Source organism: Rhizobium sp. CAU 1783 (assembly GCF_054551725.1).
Genome location: NZ_JBTOLM010000003.1, coordinates 198,777 through 221,459, shown reverse-complemented (window position 1 = coordinate 221,459; position 22,683 = coordinate 198,777). Strand labels below are relative to the sequence as shown.

Sequence of the window (22,683 nt, the reverse complement as noted above, 5' to 3'; positions counted from 1 at the left end):
CCCCGGCTATTCAACCACCTTCGGCACCAGGAAGAAGTTGCGGTCGGTTTCCGGCGCATTGGCGACAATGTCGTCGGCCTTGTTGCCGTCATTGACGACATCCTGGCGCTTCTTCATCGCCATCGGGGTTACGGACGTCATCGGCTCGACTCCGGAGACGTCCACCTCGGAAAGCTGCTCGACGAAACCGAGGATACCGTTGAGCTCACCCATCATCCGCTGGGCTTCTTCCTCGTTCAAGGCAATGCGAGCCAGATGCGCGACGCGCTTGACGGTCTTGAGATCAACGGACATCGGTATTCTCCAGGTCTTTCGTTTCCTCCGCTATAATGGCCGCAAAGCTCTGGCGCAACGGGGGATTTGTCAGAGGTCGACGCTATGACCGGCCGCTGGCGTAGCGACCCGCGTACGGGTGCCTTCCATGCCGAGGACGAACTTCTCCGGGGTCTGGTCGATGATCGGAAACGAGCCGTAGTGGCAAGGAATCGCCGTCTTGAAATCGAAGAAGCGCTGGCAGGCGAGCGCGGCCACGGCACCGCCCATGGTGAAACGATCACCGATCGGGACGATGCCGATGTCGGGCTGATGCAGTTCGTTGATCAGCTTCATATCGGAGAAGATGTCGGTGTCGCCCATGTGCAGCAGAGAGGCATCGCCTTCGAAATGCATCATCAGGCCATTGGCGTTGCCGAGCGAATGGGAAACGCCATCCTCGCTGATATGGGCAGACGAGTGAAGAGCGTTGGTGAAGGTCGCACTGAACCCTTCAAAACCGATCGTGCCTCCGGTGTTGCCGGGTGAGAAGTTCTTCAATCCCTTGTGGGCCAGCCACATGCAGAGGTCGAAATTGGCGACAACCGTGGCGCCCGTCTCGCCGGCGATCTGCAGCGTGTCGCCTACGTGGTCGCCGTGACCGTGGGTCAAGAGAATGTGGGTGATGCCGGCCGTCGCGTCCTTGGGGTCAAGCCCGACAAAACCGGGGTTTCCGGTGAAGAACGGATCGATGAGGATGCTGGCCTTGGCTGTGTCGACACGAAATGCGGAATGGCCGAGCCATGTTATCTTCATGATGTTCTCCCTTCGGTGCGTTGCCCGGAATATATGCCATGCCCGGTCGACGGCAACCGGGTTCTCGTCAAACGTCCGGCACGCCTTGTTGCACGCCGCCGACGTGTAGGATAAGCCGCGACTACCAGCCTTCGGGTTGGCAAGGCCGCCCTCACCGCTCCGGTCGTCCGGCCGAACCTCAAACCCTTACGACAGGAGACCAGAATGGCCGACGACGACGATTATGTATATGACGAAGTGACCGGCGAATGGCGCCCGGCCTCCGAAATGGCAGCAGCGGCCAACAGCAAGCCGGTCGCCAAGGATGCCGCCGGCAACGTGCTGGCCGACGGCGATTCCGTAACGCTGATCAAGGACCTCAAGGTCAAGGGTACGAACACCACCCTCAAGCAGGGAACCGTCATCAAGTCGATCCGCCTGACGGAGGACCCTGAGGAAATCGATTGCCGGCACGACACGGTCAAGGGACTGGTTCTCCGGACCGAATTCGTGCGCAAACGCTGATTGGCCGGGGCAGCAGCATGACCACGCTCACCATCGAAGAACTCGCGGACGTGCTGCAGCCCCGACAGGCGATTGCCGGGCTCGATCTCGGGACCAAGACCATCGGGCTCGCCATGTCCGACCTCGGGCGCCGCTTCGCCACGCCGCGCACCGTCATCAAGCGGGTGAAGTTCACTCAGGATGCGGAGGTCCTGCTGGCCTTCGCCGCCAAGGAAAACGTCGCCGCCTTCGTCATCGGGCTGCCGATGAACATGGACGGGTCTGCTGGACCCCGTGTCCAGGCCACCCGAGCCTTTGTGCGCTCGATGTCGGAAAAGACCGACATTCCCTTCATCTTCTGGGACGAAAGGCTGTCGACGGTCGCGGCCGAACGGGCCTTGCTGGAAATGGACGTTTCGAGGGCCAAGCGCAGCGAGCGGATCGATTCCGCCGCGGCGAGCTTCATCCTTCAGGGCGCCTTGGACAGGCTGTCGATGCTCGGCAATGCGGCCGCGCGCGGAGCGGACGCCGACTGACGGGCCGCCCACCAGGCAGCGATCTTCCTGCGACGACGAAATGCAATGATCGAAAAGACGATGGCGCTGTCGACCACGATGGCGCGCGCCACCAGCGGCGGAATGGTCTCGGGCGGCAGACCGAGCGCATGGCCGTAGACGGCAAACACCAGGTCATGCGCCTGCCGGGTCAGCATGAAGATGCCGAAATTCATGTCGTAGTAGGAAAGACTGTACCAGCTGCCGAGCAGCAGGATCGGAAGTGCCCACAGGACCAAAAAGACTTTCACGCGGGTGTTCCCTTCCATCGCCGTGACAAGGACCAGCCGCCCGAAAGCGATTCGGGCCAGGACTGGACCAGCCAGTTCGACACCGCCATGGCGCCGAGCACGACCGTCGGGACAGCAATGTCCAATGCGAGGCCGGCAAAAAAAGCAACCATGACGACGGTCAACGTCACTCTCACCAATCCGGTTCCCATTGCGATCCGCCTGCCCGCCTTCCTTGTCTTGAAGAAAGACTGGCCTGTTAACCCGAGGCTCGCAACGTAAACTCTTTGTTAAGGTTAACGGGCGTTGGGGATAACCTGCAAGTCTCGGGGCCACGTTCCCCGTTCAACTCTTCTCGATCGGTGGCGGTCGCGGGTTTGCGTCCGCGCATGGCGAACTGCTAGGTACGTTCCCGGTCCCCAATCGGCAGCGGAAAGCCAAAGCATGCTCGTGATATTCGAAAGCGTCCTGCCGATCTTCCTGCTCGTGCTGCTGGGTGCGCTCCTCAAGCGCTGGCCGCTCATCAATGACAGCCTCTGGGACGGGCTCGAGCAGTTCGGCTTCTACGTCCTCTTCCCCGCCCTTCTCTTCGAGACGCTTGCCAAGGCGGATTTCGCGGTCATGGATACCGGCGTCGTCAGTGCAAGCGCGCTTGCCGCCGTCGGAATCATGTCCGCCCTGGTGCTTGCGCTCTGGCGCCCCCTCAACCGGTTCGGGATCGAGGGACCGGCCTTCACCTCGATCTTCCAGACCGCGACGCGCTGGAACGGCTTCATGGCGCTGGCGATTGCAGAGAAGCTCTCCGGCCCGGTCGGACTGACCGTGGTTGCGGTGGTGATGGCGGTGATCATCATTCCGCTCAACGTGATCAACGTCGGCGTGATGATCTGGTTTTCCGGCAACGGCGGAAGCCTCCGGGATTTCGCCCTGAAGATCGTCTCCAACCCGATCATCCTCGGATCGGCCTTCGGCGTGCTGTTCAATCTCTTGAGGATACCGGTCTACGAACCGGTCATGACCGCGGTCGAACTGGTCGCCAATTCGTCGCTCGGCCTCGGACTGATCATGGTCGGTGCGGGCCTGAGAGTGATGGACGCGCTGCGACCGCAGCCGAACGTGTTGCTCGGCTCGGCGCTCAAGCTGCTGGTCTTTCCGCTGGTGATGGCGGGCACGGCCTTGTTCTTCGGCGTCCAGGGAGAGGCGCTCACGATGTTGATCCTGAGCGCGGCCGTACCGACTGCTATGAACGGCTATATCCTAGCCAAGCAGATGGGCGGAGACGCACCGCTCTATGCGGCAACGGCGACCGTGCCGACGGTCGCCGCGGTGCTGACCATTCCGCTGGTCCTATACGTCGCCAGTCAGCTCGCCGCGGGATAGAGCAGGTCAAGCACGTAGCGGGCGTCGAACCGGGCGTCGAGCACACCATAGGTGTGACGCCAGCCGCCCGCGAGACGCGATTCGAGGAAGGCGTCGGCGATCTTGCCGGCACCGAGCTTGTAGAGTTCGGCCGCCGCCGCGGCGAGTGCGAGTTGCTCGATCAGCAGGCGGGCAGCTCCCTCGTCCCGCTCGGCAAGAGCGGTTGCGACGCGCAGGACCTCCACGGTCTTCTTGCCGGAGGCGCCCAGATCCCGTTCCAGGCCGGCAAAGATGGTTTCGAACAGGTCCTTCCCGCGGCTGAGCACCCGCAGGACGTCAAGCGCCATGACATTGCCGGAGCCTTCCCAGATCGCATTGACCGGGGCCTCGCGGTAGTGCCGCGCGATCGGCCGTTCCTCGATGTAGCCGCTGCCGCCGATGCTTTCCATGGCCTCGTAGATCAGGCCCGGCGCGATCTTGCAGATCCAGTATTTGACGACCGGGGTCATCACCCGCGCATAGGCGGCGTCGACGGCGTTTTCGCGGGCGCGGTCGAACGAGTCGGCAAGCTTGAAGGCAAGGGCCGTGGCCGCAGCCACGTCGAGGGCCATGTCGGCAAGCACCCGCGTCATGATCGGCTGGTCTATCAGCTTCTTGCCGAAGACAGAGCGGCCGCGCACGTGGTGCACGGCTTCGGCCATTGATGCACGCATGATGCCGGCGGATGCGAGCGCGCAGTCGAGGCGCGTCAGCGTCACCATGTCGAGGATGGTGCGGATCCCGTCACCCGGCGTACCAAGAAGGAAACCAAAGGCATCGGAGAACTCGACTTCGGAAGACGCGTTCGAGCGATTGCCGATCTTGTCCTTCAGGCGCTGGAACTGCAGTCCATTGGCCGAACCGTCCTCAAGCAGTCTCGGAACGAGGAAACAGCCCATACCGTCCTTGGTCTGGGCGAGCATGACGAAGGCATCGCTCATCGGCGCGGACATGAACCACTTGTGGCCGGACAGGCGATAGATCCCCTCGCCGACCCGCTCGCCGGCGGTGGTGTTGGCGCGAACGTCGGTCCCGCCCTGCTTCTCCGTCATGCCCATGCCGATGGTGACGGCCGTCTTCTGCATGGCGGGTTTGTTGGAGGAGTCGTATTTGCGGGCGAGGATCTTCGGAACCCACTCCTTCTGCACCTGCGGCGAGGCGACCAGAGCGGCCACCGAGGCGCTGGTCATGGTCAGCGGGCAGAGATGACCACATTCGAGCTGGGCGGTGAGGAAGAAGCGCACGGCACGCGCCAGGTGTTCGTGACCACGGGCATCCGGCTGGTTCTCCCAGACGGAGGAATGCAGGCCAACCGACATCGACCGGCGCATCAGGGCATGCCAGGCAGGATGGAACTCGACGACATCGAGCCTCTCGCCGCGCACGCCATGGGTACGAAGCTGCGGCGGGCTCTGGTTGGCCATGCGCGCCAGTTCCTGCGCCTCGTGGGAGGTCACGTACTTGCCGATGACGTCGTATTCCTCGCGCAAAGCGCGCGAAAGTCCGGCCGTCAGATCGACGATCAGGGGGTCGGAACGATAGGCATTGATACCGGACCAGGGTTTCGGCTGGTTCAGTTCCGCGAGTTTTTCTTCAGTCCGGTTCATAGAGCTCATGCCGATCTTCTAGACGAAATTGATTGATTTAACATGGGGACCGCGCCGCTATCCACATAGCATATGCTTGCCCCTCGGCGTGGCCTTCTTTATAGACCGCGTGACATCTGCGGAGGACGTCCATGGTCTTCTTTCCCCATCGCCATCTCATCGGCATCAAGGGCCTTACCGAACAGGACATTACCTACCTGCTCGACAAGGCTGACGAAGCCGTCAAAATCAGCCGCCAGCGCGAGAAAAAGACCTCCACGCTTCGCGGTCTCACCCAGATCAACCTTTTCTTCGAAGCCTCGACCCGAACGCAGTCCTCGTTCGAGCTCGCCGGAAAGCGGCTCGGCGCCGACGTGATGAACATGTCGGTGGGCAACTCCTCGGTGAAGAAGGGCGAGACCCTCATCGATACGGCAATGACGCTCAATGCCATGCGCCCCGACGTGCTGGTGGTCCGCCACTCCTCGGCTGGCGCGGCAGCACTGCTCGCCCAGAAGGTCGCCTGCTCGGTCGTCAATGCCGGCGACGGCCAGCACGAACATCCGACGCAGGCGCTCCTCGATGCGCTGACAATACGGCGCGCCAAAGGCAAGCTATCGCGCATCATCGTCGCGATCTGCGGGGACGTGCTCCACTCGCGCGTCGCCCGCTCGAACATTCTCCTGCTCAATGCCATGGGCGCCCGCGTCCGGGTCGTCGCACCGGCAACCCTCCTGCCCTCGGGCATCGCCGACATGGGCGTGGAAGTCTTCCACGACATGAAGGAAGGACTGAAGGACGCCGACGTCGTGATGATGCTGCGCCTGCAGCGCGAGCGCATGTCGGGCGCCTTCGTGCCTTCGGTGCGGGAATATTTCCACTTCTACGGCCTCGACGCCGAGAAGCTGAAGGCTGCCAAGGAGGATGCACTCGTCATGCATCCGGGTCCGATGAACCGCGGCGTCGAGATCGCCTCGGAAGTGGCGGACGGGCCGCAAAGCGTGATCGAACAGCAGGTGGAAATGGGTGTCGCGGTGCGCATGGCCGTGATGGAGGCGCTGCTCGTCTCGCAGAACCAGGGTCCCCGCAGCGAAGGAATGGGCGCATGACCAAGCCGCTCGTCTTGAAGAATGTCCGCATCGTCGATCCGTCGCGCAAGCTGGACGAAGTCGGCACGATCATCGTCGGAGAGGATGGCCGCATCCTTGCGGCCGGCGCCAACGCCCGCAACCAGGGCGAACCGGCTGGCGCGGAAGTCCGTGACTGCAGCGGGCTGGCGGCCATTCCGGGCCTGGTCGACGCGCGCGTGTTCGTCGGCGAACCGGGCGCCGAGCATCGCGAGACGATCGCGTCTGCCAGCCGTGCGGCCGCCGCCGGCGGCGTGACGTCCTTCATCATGATGCCGGAAACCGATCCGGTGATCGACGACATCGCGCTCGTCGAGTTCGTCAAGAAGACCGCCCGCGACAAAGCCGTCGTCAACGTCTATCCGGCAGCAGCCCTGACCAAGGGGCTGGACAGCAACGAGATGACCGAGATGGGCCTGCTTCAGGAAGCCGGAGCGGTCGCCTTCACCAACGGCCGCCATGGGCTTCACGACACGCAGGTGCTCCGCCGGGCAATGACCTATTCGCGCGAATTCGGCGCTGTCATCGCGCTCGAGACCCGCGAAAAATACCTCGCCGCCAACGGCGTGATGAACGAAGGCCTGCTCGCCAGTTGGCTCGGCCTTTCCGGCGTACCGAAGGAGACGGAGATCATTCCGTTGGAGCGCGACCTCAGGATCGCGGGCCTCACCAAGGCCAAGTACCATGCCGCCCAGATTTCCGTCCCGGAATCGGTCGAGGCGATCGAGTTGGCGCGCAAGCGGGGCACAAGGGTGACCTGCGCGATCTCGATCAATCACCTCTCCCTCAACGAAAACGACATCGGCGAATACCGCACCTTCTTCAAGCTCTATCCGCCGCTGCGCTCCGAAGACGACCGGATGGCGATGGTCCAGGCACTTGCCGAGGGCAAGATCGACATCATCGTCTCGTCGCACGATCCGCAGGACGTCGACACCAAGCGTCTGCCCTTCGGCGAGGCCGCCGACGGGGCGATCGGGCTCGAAACCATGCTTTCGGCGGCGCTGCGCCTGCATCACAACGGCCAGGTTCCGCTTATGCGCCTGATCGACGCCATGTCGACCCGCCCGGCGGAAATCTTCGGCCTCGACGCCGGCACGTTGAAGCCGGGCGCCCGTGCCGACATCGCACTGCTCGACATCGACGAACCGTGGCTCGTCGCCAAGGAGCAGTTGCTTTCGCGTTCGAAGAACACGCCGTTCGAGGACGCGCGCTTCTCCGGCCGGGTGGTCGCGACCTATGTCACCGGCAAGTGCGTGCATCTCGTGTAATCGGGCCATCAGGGGGAACACCGTGCCAAGCGTCAACTTTCTCGCAATCGGCTGGCCAGCGGTGATCGCCGTTCTCAGCCTCGGTTATCTGCTGGGCTCGATCCCGTTCGGCCTCGTTCTCACCCGAATGGCGGGGCTCGGCGACCTGCGCTCGATCGGCTCGGGCAATATCGGCGCGACCAATGTTCTTCGAACCGGCAACAAGAAGCTCGCCGCAGCGACCCTCCTGCTCGATGCGCTGAAGGCGACGATCGCCGCCGTGATCGCGCAGGCCGTCTTCGGCGCCAATGCCGGACTGCTCGCCGGCTTTGCCGCCTTCATCGGCCACCTCTTCCCGATCTGGCTAGGCTTCAAGGGCGGCAAGGGTGTCGCAACCTATATCGGCACGCTGCTTGGCGTCGCGCCCCTGATGGTGCTGGTGTTCGCGGCAGCATGGCTTTCGGTCGCCTTCCTGTCGCGCTATTCCTCGCTCTCCGCCCTGGTTGCAACGCTTGTCGTTCCGGTTGTATTGTGGTTCACCGGCAGCCATGAGGCGGCGATCGTCACCATCGTGATGACCGCGATCACCTATTGGCGCCACAAGGCCAACATCGAAAGACTGATTGCGGGAACCGAGAGTAAGATCGGACAAAAGGGATAGGTCGCATGTCGGCAGCCAGCGCAGGACGAACAGGGATTGCGCTGACGGACCGACAAAGGATCAGCTGGTTGAGACTGATCCGTAGCGACAACGTCGGCCCTGCCACGTTCCGCGACCTCATCAATCATTTCGGCTCTGCCGAAACGGCCCTTGCCATGCTGCCGGAGCTTTCCCGGCGTGGCGGTTCGACCCGCGCCATACGGATCGCTACGCAGGCGGAAGCCGAGGCGGAGCTGGAAACGGCCACTCGCTTCGGCGCCCGGTTCGTGGGGATCGGCGAACCCGACTACCCACCGGCACTGCGCCAGATCGACGGTGCCCCGCCGCTGATCGCCGCAAGGGGCAATCTCGCCATCGCGACGGTTCCGAGCGTCGGTGTTGTCGGTGCCCGCAACGCCTCGATCAGCGGGGCGAAGTTTGCCGCCCTGATGGCCCGTGATATCGGCCGCGCCGGCTACGCCATCGTCTCCGGCCTCGCGCGCGGCATCGATACCGCCGCCCACCGGGCAAGCCTCGATACAGGAACGATCGCCGCACTCGCCGGCGGCCTCGACCGTCCCTACCCTCCCGAAAACCTCGACCTGTTGCGCGAGATCTGGGACGGCCGCGGGCTTGCCATCTCGGAGATGCCGTTCGGCTGGGACGCACGCGCCCGCGATTTTCCTCGCCGTAACCGACTGATTGCCGGTGTTGCGCTGGGCGTCGTCGTCGTCGAGGCGGCGGCACGTTCGGGTTCGCTCATCACGGCACGCCTCGCGGCGGACTTCGGGCGGCAGGTCTTTGCCGTTCCCGGCTCCCCGCTCGATCCGCGCTGCGAGGGAACCAATGGACTGCTGAAGGACGGCGCGACGGTCACCACCCGCCCCGACGACGTGCTGCAGGCTCTTGCGCCGCTCTCCGAGATCGATCTGTTTTCGGGCCGTGAAGCGGATGAGCCCGGAGAGGACGACCGGTCGATGATCCTGCCGCCGAGCGACGGCGACCGGGCGCGCATCACCGACGCTCTGGGGCCGACGCCTGTCGAGGTCGACGACATCATCCGGCACACCGGGCTTCCGGCCCAGGCGGTCTATCTCGTCCTGCTGGAACTCGATATCGCCGGCCGCCTACACCGGCATCCGGGAGGGCTTGTTTCCATTGGGATGATGGATTGAAAGAGCACGACGACCGCTCTGCAAGTCCCCGGCCTCGACATAGGCCATTTCGATGAGGTAGCAGAGCATCTCGGCGCCTTCGCTTTCCGCGACAGCCCTGAGCTCGGCCAGCATCTGCCGGACATAGGCGATCTTCTCGCGGGTGCGTGCTTCGCCGATATCGCCACCTGCCGATTTTGAGACCATGTTTTCAATCCGAAAAGACCGCCCAGCGCGGTCGAACACTGACACCGGGAACGATAAAACCAATTATCTTAAATTGCAATAACGAGCATATCTACACTAGGTTGCATATCGTTGCACGCCTCAGAAAATCGAGCCCCCCTCTTGACCGCGACCGAATCCCTGTCCATGTCGGGGAACCGGTTTTCACGGTCATGCTGTAAATGACCGGAACTGAAAGCCTTTCCGAAGTACAGAGAAGCGCAATGGATGTCGTAGTCGTAGAATCTCCGGCCAAGGCCAAGACGATCAACAAGTATCTTGGGCCTGGCTACAAGGTGCTTGCGTCCTTCGGGCACGTGCGCGACCTGCCCGCCAAGGATGGCTCGGTTCTTCCCGACCAGGATTTCGAGATGCTGTGGGAGGTCGACGGCGCGTCACAGAAGCGCATGAAGGACATTTCCGATGCCGTAAAGGCGTCCGACCGCGTCTTTCTTGCAACCGACCCCGATCGCGAAGGCGAGGCGATTTCCTGGCACGTGCTCGACCTTCTGAAAAAGAAGAAGGTGATCGGCGACAAACCGGTCAAGCGCGTTGTCTTCAACGCGATCACCAAGAAGGCCGTGCTCGACGCGATGGCCGATCCGCGCGACATCGATGGCTCGCTGGTCGACGCCTATCTCGCGCGCCGCGCACTCGACTACCTCGTCGGCTTCAACCTGTCGCCAGTTCTCTGGCGCAAGCTTCCCGGCGCGCGCTCGGCGGGGCGCGTTCAGTCGGTTGCGCTTCGGTTGGTTTGCGACCGTGAAACCGAGATCGAGCGTTTCGTCGCCGAGGAATACTGGAACATCTCCGCGCTCCTCAAGACGCCGCGTGGCGACGAGTTCGAAGCCAAGCTCGTCTCGCATCTGGGCAAACGCATCCAGCGCAACTCGGTAACCAATGCCGATCAGGCCAATGGGATCAAGTCTCTTCTGGAAGGCGCCCGCTATGCCGTCGACAGCGTCGAGGCCAAGCCGGTCAAGCGCAATCCGGGACCGCCTTTCACCACCTCGACCCTGCAGCAGGCAGCTTCCTCGAAGCTCGGATTCTCCGCCTCGCGGACGATGCAGATCGCCCAGAAGCTCTATGAGGGCATCGACATCGGCGGCGAAACCGTCGGTCTCATCACCTATATGCGTACCGACGGCGTGCAGATGGCACCCGAAGCGGTCGACGGCGCCCGTGCAGCCGTCGCCGACCAGTTCGGTCCGCGCTATGTGCCGGAAAAGCCGCGCTTCTATTCAACCAAGGCGAAGAACGCCCAGGAAGCCCACGAAGCGATCCGCCCGACCGATTTCAACCGCTCGCCGGACAAGGTTCGCCGGTTCCTCGACGCCGACCAGATGCGCCTGTATGACCTCATCTGGAAGCGCGGGATCGCCAGCCAGATGGCATCCGCAGAAATCGAGCGGACCACCGTCGAGATCCTGGCCGACAACAATGGCGAAAAGGCCGGCCTGCGCGCGGTCGGCTCTGTCATCCGCTTCGACGGCTTCATCGCCGCCTATACCGACCAGAAGGAAGACGGCGAACCGAGCGAGGACGGCGACGACGAGGATGGCCGCCTGCCCGAGATCAACGCGCGCGAAAGCCTCGCGAAGCAGAAGATCAATGCCAGCCAGCATTTCACCGAGCCGCCGCCGCGCTATTCGGAAGCCTCGCTAATCAAGAAGATGGAAGAGCTCGGCATCGGCCGCCCCTCGACCTATGCGGCGACGCTGAAGACGCTGTCCGACCGCGAATACATCATTACGGAGAAGCGCAAGCTCATCCCGCATTCCAAGGGTCGTCTCGTCACGGCATTTCTCGAAAACTTCTTCACGAAGTATGTCGAGTACGACTTCACCGCGGACCTCGAGGAAAAACTCGACCAGATCTCGGCCGGCGAGCTCAAGTGGAAGGACGTTCTCCGCGACTTCTGGAACGACTTCTTCGCGCAGATCGAAGTGACAAAGGAACTGCGCGTCACCAACGTGCTCGATGCGCTCAACGAGGCGCTCGCTCCGCTCGTCTTCCCGAAGCGCGAAGACGGCTCGGACCCGCGTATCTGCCAGGTCTGCGGCACCGGCCAGTTGTCGCTGAAACTCGGCAAATATGGCGCCTTCGTCGGCTGCTCCAACTACCCGGAATGCAACTACACGCGCCAGCTCTCCTCGGAGAACGGCGGCGAGGCGGAGGCATCCGGCACCAACGAGCCGAAGGCGCTCGGCAAGGATCCGGCGACGGGCGAAGAGATCACGCTGCGCAGCGGCCGTTTCGGACCGTATGTGCAGCGCGGTGACGGCAAGGACGCTAAGCGTTCGTCGCTGCCCAAGGGCTGGACGCCGGCAACGGTCGACTACGAGAAGGCACTGGCGCTGCTTTCTCTGCCGCGCGATGTCGGCCAGCATCCCGAGACCGGCAAGATGATCTCTGCAGGCCTTGGCCGATACGGGCCCTTTGTCCTGCACGACGGCACGTATGCCAACCTGGAAAGCATCGAGGACGTATTCTCGATCGGGCTCAACCGTGCGGTCACTGTGCTTGCCGAAAAGCAGAGCAAGGGACCGGGCGGACGCGGTCGAACGGCAGCAGCCGCACTCAAGGAAGTCGGGGAACATCCCGATGGCGGTGCGATTACTGTTCGCGATGGCAAATATGGTCCCTATATTAACTGGGCCAAGGTCAATGCCACCCTGCCCAAGGGTAAGGATCCGCAATCGGTGACGCTCGAGGAAGCGCTGGCGATGATCGCCGAGAAGGCGGGCAAGAGCGGCGGCAAGACGACCAAGGCGAAGAAGGCACCCGCGAAGACGGCCAAGGCCAAGGCCGAGGGCACCGAAGACGCCAAGCCGAAGAAGAAAGCCGCTGCCAAGCCGAAGGCAAAGGCGGCACCGAAGACGAAGAAGAGCTAGATTTGAGCAAGACCCCGCGTGACCGTTCTCCTCACCCCGCCTCCGGCAACCGCAGGAGCCGGCGCGCGGAGAGTGCGGCGGCGAAAGGCGACAAGCAGACCATCATCCACGGCGCCATCCCGCCGCGGGAGGTGCTCCTGCAGTTCATCGCCGACAATCCGGACCGGGCATCCAAGCGCGAAATCGCCAAGGCCTTCGGGCTGAAGGGCGATGCGCGGGTCGAACTCAAGGATGTGCTTCGTTCCCTCGAGGACGACGGACTGGTCCAGAAGGACCGCAAGTCTCTGAAGCGCCCGGGCGCCCTGCCGCCGGTTACGGTTCTCGATATCACCACGCGCGACAAGGACGGCGAGCTCATCGGCCGGCCGGCAGAGTGGAACGAGGAGCTGGGCGTGGCCCCGGCGGTTGCGATCCGCCAGTCGAGTGCCGACCGCGCCAAGGGCAAGGCGCCCGTCGGCGGACTGGGCGACCGCGTGCTCGCCAAGATCTTTGCGTCCAAGGACCGCGCAGGCCCTGCCTATACCGCGCGCATCATCAAGGTCATCGACAAGCACCGCAATGCGCTTCTCGGTGTCTATCGCGAAATGCCGGGCACCGGTGGCGGCCGCCTGATGCCGATCGAGCGACGCGGCGAAGAAATGCAGGTCGACGGCAGCGATCTCGGCGACGCCAAGGACGGAGATCTGGTCGAGGTCGAGGTTCTGCGCTCCGGCCGCTTCGGGCTGACGCGGGCCAGAGTGCTTTCCGTGATCGGTTCGGTCGCCTCCGAAAAGGCGATCTCGATGATCGCCATCCATGCCCATGGCATTCCGCACATCTTTCCGCATTCGGTACTTTCCGAGGCCGATGAAGCGAAGGCCGCGACGATGTCGCATCGCGAGGACTGGCGCGACGTTCCCCTGATCACCATCGACCCGCATGACGCCAAGGACCACGACGACGCGGTTTATGCCGAACCGGACACGTCGCCGGACAATCCCGACGGCGTGATCGTCACCGTCGCGATCGCCGACGTGTCCTGGTATGTCCGCCCGAAGTCCGCCCTCGATCGCGAGGCGCTGAAGCGCGGCAACTCGGTCTACTTCCCCGACCGCGTCGTACCGATGCTGCCGGAGCGGATCTCGAACGACCTCTGCTCGCTGCGCGAAGGCGTCGACCGCCCGGCGCTTGCGGTTCGCATGGTCTTCTCCAAGGAAGGCCGCAAGGCCGGCCACACCTTCCACCGCATCATGATGAAGAGCGCGGCCAAGCTTTCCTACCAGCAGGCCCAGGCGGCAATCGACGGCAAAGCGGACGACAAGGCCGGACCGCTGCTCGAACCGATCCTCAAGCCGCTCTGGCATGCCTATGCCGTCCTGAAGCGCGGCCGCGAACGGCGCCAGCCGCTCGAACTCGACATGCCCGAGCGCAAGATCATCCTGAAGCCGGACGGCACGGTGGACCGCGTCCACGTGCCGGAACGCCTCGACGCCCACAAGCTGATCGAGGAGATGATGATCCAGGCCAACGTGGCCGCCGCCGAGACGCTCGAGAAGAAACGGCAGCCGCTGGTCTACCGCGTTCACGATGCGCCCGCACTTTCCAAGCAGGAAGCGCTGCGCGAGTTCCTCGGCACCATCGGCCTGTCGCTGGCCAAGGGCAACCTGCGGTCCAACTCGTTCAACGGCATCCTTGCCAAGGCGCTCGACACGCCGCACCAGACGATGGTCAACGAGATGGTCCTGCGGTCGCAGAGCCAGGCGATCTACAGCCCAGAAAACATCGGACATTTCGGCCTCAACCTGCTGAAATATGCGCATTTCACCTCGCCGATCCGGCGTTATGCCGACCTGATAGTGCATCGCGCTCTGGTCGGCTCGCTCGGCCTCGGCGACGGCGGCATCACGCCGGACGAAGAGGCGGCACTCGACGACATCGCCGCCGAGATCTCGACCTTCGAGCGGCGCGCCATGGCGGCCGAGCGCGACACCATCAACCGGCTGATCGCCCACCATCTTGCCGGCCGCGTCGGCGAGGAGTTCGACGGCCAGGTCTCCGGCGTCACCAAGGCCGGATTGTTCATCGCGCTGCCGCAGTTCGGCGCGGACGGCTTCGTACCGGTCTCGACGATCGGGCGGGACTACTACATCTACGACGAGGCACACCAGGCGCTTTCGGGCGAACGGACGGGGCTCGGCTACCGGCTGGGCGATTCGGTGCAGGTAAAGCTCGTCGAGGCCGTTCCGCTCGCCGGCGCACTACGTTTCGAGATGCTGAGCGAAGGTCGACCGATGCCGGTGGCCGTACGCTCGTTCCACAAGTCGAGCCGGCGCGGCGCGTCGAAGAAGCCGGGTACCCGGCCGAAGCGCCCGCATCGCTGATTGATGACCATGGGGAGTGAAGGAATGTCTGCCAGCCAGCAACAGGAAGCCGTCCGATTCGGCGGCGAGGCTCAGGCCGAACGGCCTCTCGGCCGCTCGATCACGCGCGGCCTGCTCAACCGCTGTCCGGCCTGCGGCAGCGGCAAGCTGTTTCGGGCCTATCTGAAACCGGTGGACGCGTGCGCCGCCTGCGGCGAGGAGATGTTCCACCATCGCGCCGACGACCTTCCGCCCTATCTGGTGATCATGGTGCTCGGCCATGTGCTGCTCGGCGGCTTCATGATGACCGACCTCATCTTTCCGGCCTCGGAATGGATCCACCTGGCGATCTGGGCGCCACTCGGCGTCATCACGGCACTCGCCACCATCCAGCCGATCAAGGGCGGCGTCATCGGCCTGCAATGGGCGCTCAGGATGCACGGTTTTGGCGGAGTGGCGGACGAAACCGAGGACTTTGGTCCGGCAAAAAAGCCATGAGCGAGCATCCGTTCAACCGGCAGGATGCGGCGTCCCGGGCGCCGGTGAAATTGCGGCCGCGGGATGCAGCCTCACTCCTTCTCGTTGACCGTACGAACGGTGCACCGCGCGTCCTGATGGGCAAGCGCGGGAGCGCACATGCCTTCATGCCCAATCTCTACGTCTTTCCCGGCGGCCGGCGCGATCGCGAGGATAGCCGGGGCGCATTCCTTCGGGATCTCGATCCGCTCGTGCTCGCCCGGCTGAGCGGAGGGGACGACAGCGCATCGGCAATGAATCGTTGCCGGGGTCTGGCGCTCGCGGCCGTGCGCGAACTGGTCGAGGAAACCGGCCTGCTGCTGGGGAGCATGGACAATGCGCGGGACGGCAATCCGCGACTGGTGGCCGATCTCGGCAGCCTGCGCTATGTCGCACGCGCCATCACGCCGCCCGGCAACGTCCGCCGCTTCGATACCCGCTTCTTCCTGACCTTCACGGACGAAACCACGATGGATCCCACCGGATTCCGCGATTCGTCCGAGCTCCACGACCTTCGTTGGCTTGACATGAACGACCTTTCCAGTCTGAACATGCCGCCAATCACGCGGACGATCCTCGAGGACGTGAAAGCACAGATGAGAAACGATCCATCCCTGCCCTTCGGAAGCGACGGACCTTTCTATTTTTCCCGCCGCGGCAAGTTTCTCCGCGAAACGATTTGAGGTCAGTCTGATGTCACAGCCGGAATGCGGCGCCAACGGTCACCGCGAGGAGATACACTGGCCCTCCCTCGTCGCCGCGATTGCGGCGATCACGGCGGTCGGTATCGCAATCGGCCTCGGCCTGCCGCTGCTCAGCATCATTCTCGAAAAGCGCGGCATTTCCTCGACGCTGATCGGTCTCAATTCGGCGATGGCCGGGATCGCGGCCATGGCTGCGGCGCCTATCACCACCAAGCTCGCCCATGACTGGGGCGTGGCGCCGACCATGCTCTGGGCCGTCGTCATTGCAGCGGTGAGTTCGATCGGCTTCTATTATGCCGAACAGTTCTGGATGTGGTTTCCGCTTCGCATCGCCTTCCACGGCGCGACCACAACGCTCTTCATCCTTTCCGAGTTCTGGATCAATGCCGCCGCCCCGCCAAAGCGTCGTGGGCTCGTTCTCGGCATTTATGCCACCGTGCTGTCGGTCGGCTTCGCGTCGGGGCCCCTGCTCTTCTCCCTGCTCGGCAGCGACGGCATTCTGCCGTTCGCCGTCGGTGCTGTGGCAATCCTTGCCGCTGCGATCCCTATCTATGTCGCGCGGGGCGAAAGCCCGGCACTCGACGAGAAGCCGAGCAATCATTTCCTGCGCTACATCTTCCTCGTCCCGACGGCGACGGCCGCCGTGTTCATCTTCGGTGCCGTCGAGGTGGGGGGGCTGTCGCTCTTTCCGATCTACGCGACGCGAATCGGTTTCGGCGAATCGCAGGCCGCGCTGTTGCTGACGGTGATGGGCATCGGCAACATGATCTTCCAGATTCCGCTCGGAATGCTGTCCGACCACCTGAAGGACCGCAGGCTGCTGCTCTCCGCCATGGCGGTCATCGGCCTTGCGGGTTCGCTCGCCCTGCCCTGGCTTTCCGGGAACTGGCTGCTGATGGCGGTCGTGCTGCTGTTCTGGGGCGGCAGCGTATCCGGCCTCTATACGGTCGGCCTCAGCCACCTCGGCTCCCGGCTGACCGGATCCGATCTCGCCGCCGCCAATGCCGCCTTCGTCTTCTGCTACGCGGTCGGTACCGTTGCCGGTCCGCAGGTGATCGGCGCGGCCATCGACATCTCCGGAAACCACGGTTTTGCCTGGGCGATCGCCGGTTTCTTCGGCCTCTATGTGGCCCTTTCCGTGGGAAGGCTGCTTTTTAGGGGCAAACGGACTTGACTTTTCGGGCGCGATTTGTAGTTTCGCGCCAGATTTGCCGTGGGCTTCGTTCGGTCGTCCACGGCTTCGTTTATTAGAGGCAGGACGACCATGGCCAAGGCTACAACCATCAAGATCAAGCTGCTGTCGACAGCCGACACGGGTACCTTCTACGTTACGACGAAGAACAGCCGCACGATGACGGAAAAGATGACCAAGACGAAGTACGATCCGGTCGTCAAGAAGCACGTCGAATTCAAGGAAACCAAGATCAAGTAATTTCTTGATCGGTTATCCGAACGTTCAGGCGCGTTGCCCCGGCAACGCGCCTTTTCGTTTTGGTACATCGCGACGGCGACCTCCCCCCCCCACGCGCATCCAACGGTCTGGCACTGTAGAGCAAAGAAAAAGGGCACCGCGCCGGTCTGGCTGCGGTGCCCTTTTCAATAGGGGGTCGGTCGACACGCAAAGACGGCACGAGGAACCGTTTTTATTTTGCGTATCAACCGACCGACCCCACGACCCAGGAGATGCGGCGGACCTGAGCATCATGGGGTATCGATCAGCCTCTTTTCGAGGCATCTCTTTCGTTGGTGTCAACTTCGCTCAACTTCAGATGAAAATCAACAGTTTCTTAACCCTTCCACATTTTGCTTGTGGCTATGGTTAAGATCGGGAAGTCGCGCCTAGACTAGAGCGAGCGTTACTCAAGCTCGCCCTCCGAATACTTTCAAGTAAAACTCAGCGAGACCAAAGTCCATCACCCAAAAAATAAGCATTCTCATCACAAATGGTCACCGTGCATACCCATCAATATAATTGAATTCTAATATTTATCGGTAAGAATCGACAGCGATCGACGCGATTCGAGAGTTCTCTTGTGATCTAGACTTAGAAAATCGCACAAGACAGCGAAAAGTGGCTTAAATCCGCCAAATCAGACTGCGCCTGTTCTTCGTCATCCAGCCGACATGACGCCGGACTGGGCGCGGAAGCGTATAAAGAGACGCTTATATATTGGTATTTTCATCAAAGGCGGCGGATCGCGCAATCCCCGATTCAGGCCTCTTGACAAAAGAAGTTTGTCATCACGTCCGCCGATGGCGCAAAATGCCGCAGGCTTGGCGAAGAAAGCGTCAGGCAGCAGCAGCCACGACGCGGTTGCGGCCGGAGCGCTTGGCCTCGTAGAGCGCCAGATCGGCCTGTTTCAACAGCTGTTCCGGGGTCTCGACGCCACCGCCGACAGTCGCAATACCCATCGACGCCGTTACGTCGAGCATCTGGCCCGCCCCGCGCAATTGGAAGGGCTTAGTCTCGATGATGCTGCGCAGGCGCTCGGCGATGACCGCCGCTGCCTGCGCCGGAGTATCCGGCATGACCAGAACGAATTCCTCGCCACCATATCGGCAGGCGAGATCCGCGCCGCGCACCGTCGAGCGGACGCGCATCGCAAACTCTTTCAACACCTCGTCGCCCGCGTCGTGGCCGAAGGTGTCGTTTACGTGTTTGAACCGGTCGATGTCGGTGATGCAGACGGAAAGCGGCCGTCCCCGCGCCTGGGCACGGGTGAACAGCATCTTGAGATGGCTATCGAGATAGCGGCGGTTGTGCAGCCCCGTGAGCCCGTCGGTGACGGCCAGCTCAATGGTCTGGGTCACGCTGTTGCGCAGACGATCATTGAAACGCTTGCGGCGGATCTGGGTCAGCGTGCGGGCCACCAGTTCATTCGGATCGAGCGGACGGACGATATAGTCGTTCACGCCGAGGTCGAGGGCGCGGACGATCATCTGGTCGTCGCCGTGTTCGGTAATCAGGAGGATCGGCACGAAACGCGTCCGCTCGAGCGAACGCAGCTGCGAGCAGAGGCGCAGCGGGTCGTAGTCATCGAGATTGCCGTTGACGATCACGAGATCGAAGGGGTTTTCGACCGCCTCAAAGACCGCGGCCTGCGGATCGGACATGGCGTTAACCACGGCGATCGGCTTCAGTGTCTTGATGATGCGCTCCTGCGAGCTGCCGCGGCTGTCGACCAGCAGGACCTGACCGGCCTCTTCCAGGCGTCCGTCACTCAGGCGCAGGCTGTCGTCGATGCCGATCTGCTGCGCGGTGTCGGCGCGGATGCGCAGTTCGTCGCTCAACGTCTTGAGGCGCACGAGACTTTTCACACGCGAGATCAGCTGCAGGTCGTTGACCGGCTTGGTAAGAAAGTCGTCGGCTCCGGCCTTCAGGCCGCGCACGCGGTCGGAGGGCTGATCGAGTGCGGTGACCATGACCACCGGAATGTGAGCGGTGCGCGGGTTGGCCTTCAGGCGCTCGCAGACTTCGAAACCGTCCATGCCGGGCATCATGATGTCGAGCAGGATGACGTCGACCTGGGTGCGGTCGCAGATATCAAGCGCATCACGCCCATTGTCGGCTGTCAGCACTTCGAAATATTCGGCGAGCAACCGCGCCTCGAGGAGTTTGACGTTGGCCGGGATATCGTCGACGACTAGGATTCTCGCGGTCATCTTTGCCGTTCCCTCACGCGTCGCCGAGATAGGTCTTGATGGTCTCGATGAACTTCGGCACCGAGATCGGCTTCGAGACATAGGCCTCGCAGCCACCCTGTCGGATGCGTTCCTCGTCGCCCTTCATCGCAAAGGCCGTCACCGCAATGACCGGGATGACATGAAGCTCGGGATCTGCCTTCAGCCAGCGCGTCACGTCGAGGCCTGAGACTTCGGGCAGCTGGATGTCCATGAGAATGAGATCGGGATGATGCTTGCGGGCAAGATCGAGCGCCTCCAGACCGTTGCGGGTCTGAATCGTCTCGTAGCCGGATGCTTCGATAAGATCGCGGAAGAGCTTCATGTTGAGCTCGTTGTCTTCGACAATCATTACCTTCTTCGGCATTCACCCTGTCCCTCAATCCCGCCTGGCGCCAGTAAATATCTGTACGACAAAGGCAGTCTGCACATTGCGCGCGATGTCATGCTAAGGTCATTTGGTTGAGAAATAGGTAACTCTGTTGGGAATTTCGGAAAGGCTCATGAACAATACCAGCATACCCGCCGAAGCCGAGGAAACCGCCATCGCCGTGCTCGGCTGGCTGGCCAACGAACCGGACATGCTCGGCCGATTCCTTGCACTTTCCGGCACACGGCCGGACCAGTTGCGGCAAGCGGTGGGCGACCCTAGCTTTCTGGCGGGCATGCTCGACTTCCTGATGGCCCACGAGCCCAGCCTGATGGCCTTCTGCGAGGCGAGCGGAATCAAGCCGGAGACCGTCGTCTCCGCGTCGCACCATTACACCGGGCCGTCGCTCGGGTCCGGCGAGTATTGAGTGTCCGAGTCCGTTGAGAACATCCGGCTGACGGAACGCCCGCTGGTCGTGTGCGACGTCGACGATGTGGTGCTCGAATTCGTCACGCCGTTTCGCGCCTTTCTCGCCAGTCACGGGCTCAGGTTGATTCCCCGCTCCTTCCGCCTGCATGGAAATATCGTCGGAGAAACCGATGACACACCGGTCGAGGCCGATGCCGTCAGCGCGCTGCTCGAGGGCTTCTTCGCGGAACAGGAACAATGGCAATCGCCCTTTTCCGACGCCACCGGCGCTCTGCGCGCGCTTTCCGATACAGCGGATCTGATCTTCCTCACGGCCATGCCGCCCCAGCACTTCGCGGCGCGCCGTCGCCTTCTCGACCGCTTCGGGTTCACCTATCCGCTCATTGCGGCGAAGGAGGCCAAAGGTCCGCTTGTCCGGTGCCTGCACGGCGAGAGGGCCCTGCCCGTCGCCTTCATCGACGACATGGTCCACAACCTCCATTCGGTCGGTGAGCATTTGCCGCAATGCCTCCTCGTCCACCTTCCTCCGCCGATCGACATCCATCAATTGGCACCTCCTGCAGGCGACCGCGTCCGGCGGGCGCGCGACTGGCCGGAGGCACTGGGTCTCATTTCCGCGCACCTTGCGGGCTGACCGGCGGAAGGCCTCCCGTCCCGCAAGGTTTCGGGATCGCACGCACAGGCCATCGTTTCGCTTGCCAGTCCGCAGGCTAGCGCCTAATGTCCAGACGTTCAACCTTTGTTCCCCAGATGACGACGGATAGCACTCAATCTCCGGGCTTCTGCCGAGACTGCCTGAAGGCGCAACCGGACGAGCGGCGGCGTTGCATCGCGTGCGGCAGCCCTCGCCTCGTTTATCATCCGGAACTCAACCAGCTGACGCTCGCCCATATCGACTGCGATGCCTTCTATGCCGCCGTCGAGAAGCGCGACAATCCGGATCTGGTCGACAAGCCGGTGATCATCGGTGGCGGCAAGCGCGGCGTCGTTTCGACCGCCTGCTACATTGCCCGGATCCACGGAGTGCGCTCCGCGATGCCGATGTTCAAGGCGCTGGAGGCCTGTCCGCAGGCAATCGTCATCCGTCCCGACATGGAAAAATACGCGCGCGTCGGCCGGCAGGTGCGCGCCATGATGGAGGAATTGACCCCTCTCGTGCAGCCCCTGTCGATCGACGAGGCCTTTCTTGAGCTCAAGGGCACGGAACGCCTGCATCACGACCCGGCCGCCCGGGTGCTTGCCCGCTTCGCCAGACGCGTCGAACAGGAAGTGGGCATCACCGTCTCCGTCGGGCTATCCTACTGCAAGTTCCTGGCGAAGGTGGCGTCCGACCTGCAGAAACCGCGCGGCTTCTCGGTCATCGGCGAGGCCGAGGCGCTCGACTTCCTCGCGCCGCGCCCGGTCACCACGATCTGGGGCGTCGGCAAGGCGTTTGCAGCCACGCTGGAGCGCGACGGGATTCGAACGGTGGGCCAGTTGCAGACCATGGAGGAAGGCGACCTGATGCGGCGCTACGGCTCGATGGGACAGCGTCTCTTCCGGCTGTCGCGCGGCATCGACGACCGCGAGGTCCATCTCAACGAGGCGGCCAAGTCCGTTTCGGCTGAGACGACCTTCTTCGACGACATCTCATCCCATGAAGAGCTTGTTCCGCATCTGCGAGCCCTCTCGGAAAAGGTTGCCTGGCGCTTGAAGCGCTCCGGCATAGCCGGCCAGACGGTCGTGCTGAAGCTTAAGACCGCCGACTTCAAGGGGCGAACCCGAAACCGACGGCTCGATGATCCGACCCAGCTCGCCGACAAGATCTTCCGGACCGGGCTCGGCCTTCTGGAAAAGGAGACGGACGGAACGCGCTTTCGCCTGATCGGGATCGGTGTGAGCGACCTGCAGGACGAGGCGCTTGCCGATCCGCCTGACCTGGTGGACGAACAATCGCAACGGCGGGCGGCCGCAGAAGCGGCGATGGACAAGCTGCGGGAAAAATTCGGCAAGGGGAGCGTCCAGACCGGCTACACCTTCGGCCGGGACAAATGAG

24 protein-coding genes are annotated in these 22,683 nt (G+C 62.9%); 16 read left to right on the top strand and 8 right to left on the bottom strand.

Annotated elements, in window-relative coordinates:
- Positions 1 to 6: 6 nt before the first annotated feature.
- Positions 7 to 294 carry an Asp-tRNA(Asn)/Glu-tRNA(Gln) amidotransferase subunit GatC gene (gatC, locus tag ACX93L_RS14775; RefSeq protein WP_169588732.1) on the bottom strand — a complete coding sequence of 96 codons (288 nt, stop codon included), beginning with the start codon at positions 292 to 294 and terminating at the stop codon, positions 7 to 9.
- A gap of 69 nt (positions 295 to 363) precedes the next feature.
- On the bottom strand, positions 364 to 1,068 hold the full coding sequence (locus tag ACX93L_RS14770; RefSeq protein ID WP_459405555.1) for a metal-dependent hydrolase: 705 nt from the start codon (positions 1,066 to 1,068) through the stop codon (positions 364 to 366).
- 204 nt (positions 1,069 to 1,272) lie between these two features.
- On the opposite strand from ACX93L_RS14770, the gene ACX93L_RS14765 reads away from it, so the two are divergent.
- Both ACX93L_RS14765 and ruvX read left to right on the top strand, forming a co-directional pair.
- Entirely contained in the window at positions 1,273 to 1,572 is a 300-nt protein-coding gene (locus ACX93L_RS14765) for an alkylphosphonate utilization protein (RefSeq protein ID WP_169588736.1), read from the top strand.
- A 17-nt stretch (positions 1,573 to 1,589) separates the two neighbouring features.
- Positions 1,590 to 2,087, top strand: a complete 498-nt coding sequence (gene ruvX, locus ACX93L_RS14760; RefSeq protein ID WP_459405554.1) for a Holliday junction resolvase RuvX — start codon at positions 1,590 to 1,592, stop codon at positions 2,085 to 2,087.
- On the opposite strand, the gene ACX93L_RS14755 is transcribed toward ruvX, so the two are convergent.
- Positions 2,021 to 2,356 carry a DUF6105 family protein gene (locus ACX93L_RS14755; RefSeq protein WP_459405553.1) on the bottom strand — a complete coding sequence of 112 codons (336 nt, stop codon included), beginning with the start codon at positions 2,354 to 2,356 and terminating at the stop codon, positions 2,021 to 2,023. The genes ruvX and ACX93L_RS14755 overlap by 67 nt on opposite strands.
- Positions 2,353 to 2,526, bottom strand: coding sequence for a hypothetical protein (locus tag ACX93L_RS14750; protein WP_459405552.1), 174 nt, complete (start codon positions 2,524 to 2,526; stop codon positions 2,353 to 2,355). Before ACX93L_RS14750 ends, ACX93L_RS14755 begins: the two co-directional genes overlap by 4 nt.
- Positions 2,527 to 2,779: 253 nt before the next feature.
- Here ACX93L_RS14750 and ACX93L_RS14745 point away from each other — a divergent pair, with 253 nt between their 5' ends.
- Entirely contained in the window at positions 2,780 to 3,715 is a 936-nt protein-coding gene (locus ACX93L_RS14745) for an AEC family transporter (RefSeq protein WP_459405551.1), read from the top strand.
- Here the strand turns inward: ACX93L_RS14745 and ACX93L_RS14740 are convergent.
- Complete coding sequence (locus ACX93L_RS14740) at positions 3,697 to 5,349, bottom strand: acyl-CoA dehydrogenase family protein (RefSeq protein WP_459405550.1); 1,653 nt, start codon at positions 5,347 to 5,349, stop codon at positions 3,697 to 3,699. The genes ACX93L_RS14745 and ACX93L_RS14740 overlap by 19 nt on opposite strands.
- 122 nt (positions 5,350 to 5,471) lie before the next feature.
- Here ACX93L_RS14740 and ACX93L_RS14735 point away from each other — a divergent pair, with 122 nt between their 5' ends.
- The 4 genes from ACX93L_RS14735 to dprA are packed head-to-tail and all read left to right on the top strand — an operon-like array spanning position 5,472 to position 9,511.
- Positions 5,472 to 6,428, top strand: a complete 957-nt coding sequence (locus ACX93L_RS14735) for an aspartate carbamoyltransferase catalytic subunit (RefSeq protein ID WP_169588749.1) — start codon at positions 5,472 to 5,474, stop codon at positions 6,426 to 6,428.
- Complete coding sequence (locus tag ACX93L_RS14730) at positions 6,425 to 7,717, top strand: dihydroorotase (protein ID WP_459405549.1); 1,293 nt, start codon at positions 6,425 to 6,427, stop codon at positions 7,715 to 7,717. The genes ACX93L_RS14735 and ACX93L_RS14730 overlap by 4 nt, the downstream gene beginning before the upstream one ends.
- Positions 7,718 to 7,739: 22 nt before the next feature.
- Positions 7,740 to 8,357: a glycerol-3-phosphate 1-O-acyltransferase PlsY gene (gene plsY / locus ACX93L_RS14725; protein WP_169588753.1), complete on the top strand. Its 618-nt coding sequence runs from the start codon at positions 7,740 to 7,742 to the stop codon at positions 8,355 to 8,357.
- A 5-nt stretch (positions 8,358 to 8,362) separates the two neighbouring features.
- Positions 8,363 to 9,511, top strand: coding sequence for a DNA-processing protein DprA (dprA, locus tag ACX93L_RS14720; RefSeq protein ID WP_459405548.1), 1,149 nt, complete (start codon positions 8,363 to 8,365; stop codon positions 9,509 to 9,511).
- On the opposite strand, the gene ACX93L_RS14715 is transcribed toward dprA, so the two are convergent.
- The gene (locus tag ACX93L_RS14715) at positions 9,464 to 9,697 is read right to left on the bottom strand and encodes a hypothetical protein (protein WP_169588757.1); all 234 of its coding nucleotides are present in this window, start codon (positions 9,695 to 9,697) and stop codon (positions 9,464 to 9,466) included. The two genes, dprA and ACX93L_RS14715, sit on opposite strands and share 48 nt — an antisense overlap.
- A 242-nt stretch (positions 9,698 to 9,939) precedes the next feature.
- Between ACX93L_RS14715 and topA the strand changes: the two genes are divergently transcribed.
- The 6 genes from topA (at position 9,940) to rpmG (ending at position 17,600) form a co-directional block, all read left to right on the top strand.
- Entirely contained in the window at positions 9,940 to 12,609 is a 2,670-nt protein-coding gene (topA, locus tag ACX93L_RS14710) for a type I DNA topoisomerase (protein ID WP_459405547.1), read from the top strand.
- Between the two features lie 101 nt (positions 12,610 to 12,710).
- Positions 12,711 to 14,969, top strand: a complete 2,259-nt coding sequence (rnr, locus tag ACX93L_RS14705; protein WP_459405827.1) for a ribonuclease R — start codon at positions 12,711 to 12,713, stop codon at positions 14,967 to 14,969.
- A 24-nt stretch (positions 14,970 to 14,993) separates the two neighbouring features.
- Positions 14,994 to 15,446: a DUF983 domain-containing protein gene (locus tag ACX93L_RS14700; protein ID WP_459405546.1), complete on the top strand. Its 453-nt coding sequence runs from the start codon at positions 14,994 to 14,996 to the stop codon at positions 15,444 to 15,446.
- A complete protein-coding gene (locus ACX93L_RS14695; protein WP_459405545.1) occupies positions 15,443 to 16,147 on the top strand; it encodes an NUDIX hydrolase in 705 nt (234 codons plus the stop codon). Before ACX93L_RS14700 ends, ACX93L_RS14695 begins: the two co-directional genes overlap by 4 nt.
- Positions 16,148 to 16,157: 10 nt before the next feature.
- Positions 16,158 to 17,342 (top strand): MFS transporter, encoded by a 1,185-nt coding sequence (locus ACX93L_RS14690; RefSeq protein ID WP_169588767.1) that lies wholly within the window; start codon positions 16,158 to 16,160, stop codon positions 17,340 to 17,342.
- A gap of 90 nt (positions 17,343 to 17,432) precedes the next feature.
- Positions 17,433 to 17,600, top strand: coding sequence for a 50S ribosomal protein L33 (gene rpmG / locus ACX93L_RS14685; protein ID WP_169588769.1), 168 nt, complete (start codon positions 17,433 to 17,435; stop codon positions 17,598 to 17,600).
- Positions 17,601 to 18,457: 857 nt separating this feature from the next.
- Here the strand turns inward: rpmG and ACX93L_RS14680 are convergent.
- Positions 18,458 to 19,831: a PleD family two-component system response regulator gene (locus tag ACX93L_RS14680; protein ID WP_169588771.1), complete on the bottom strand. Its 1,374-nt coding sequence runs from the start codon at positions 19,829 to 19,831 to the stop codon at positions 18,458 to 18,460.
- Between the two features lie 13 nt (positions 19,832 to 19,844).
- The gene (locus tag ACX93L_RS14675) at positions 19,845 to 20,216 is read right to left on the bottom strand and encodes a response regulator (protein ID WP_169588773.1); all 372 of its coding nucleotides are present in this window, start codon (positions 20,214 to 20,216) and stop codon (positions 19,845 to 19,847) included.
- 136 nt (positions 20,217 to 20,352) lie between these two features.
- Between ACX93L_RS14675 and ACX93L_RS14670 the strand changes: the two genes are divergently transcribed.
- From ACX93L_RS14670 to ACX93L_RS14660, 3 genes are all read left to right on the top strand, one after another.
- On the top strand, positions 20,353 to 20,646 hold the full coding sequence (locus tag ACX93L_RS14670) for a DUF3572 domain-containing protein (RefSeq protein ID WP_459405544.1): 294 nt from the start codon (positions 20,353 to 20,355) through the stop codon (positions 20,644 to 20,646).
- Positions 20,647 to 21,282, top strand: coding sequence for a hypothetical protein (locus tag ACX93L_RS14665; RefSeq protein WP_459405543.1), 636 nt, complete (start codon positions 20,647 to 20,649; stop codon positions 21,280 to 21,282). It abuts the gene before it with no gap.
- A gap of 116 nt (positions 21,283 to 21,398) precedes the next feature.
- On the top strand, positions 21,399 to 22,682 hold the full coding sequence (locus ACX93L_RS14660; protein ID WP_459405826.1) for a DNA polymerase IV: 1,284 nt from the start codon (positions 21,399 to 21,401) through the stop codon (positions 22,680 to 22,682).
- The last annotated feature ends 1 nt before the right edge of the window (position 22,683 follow it).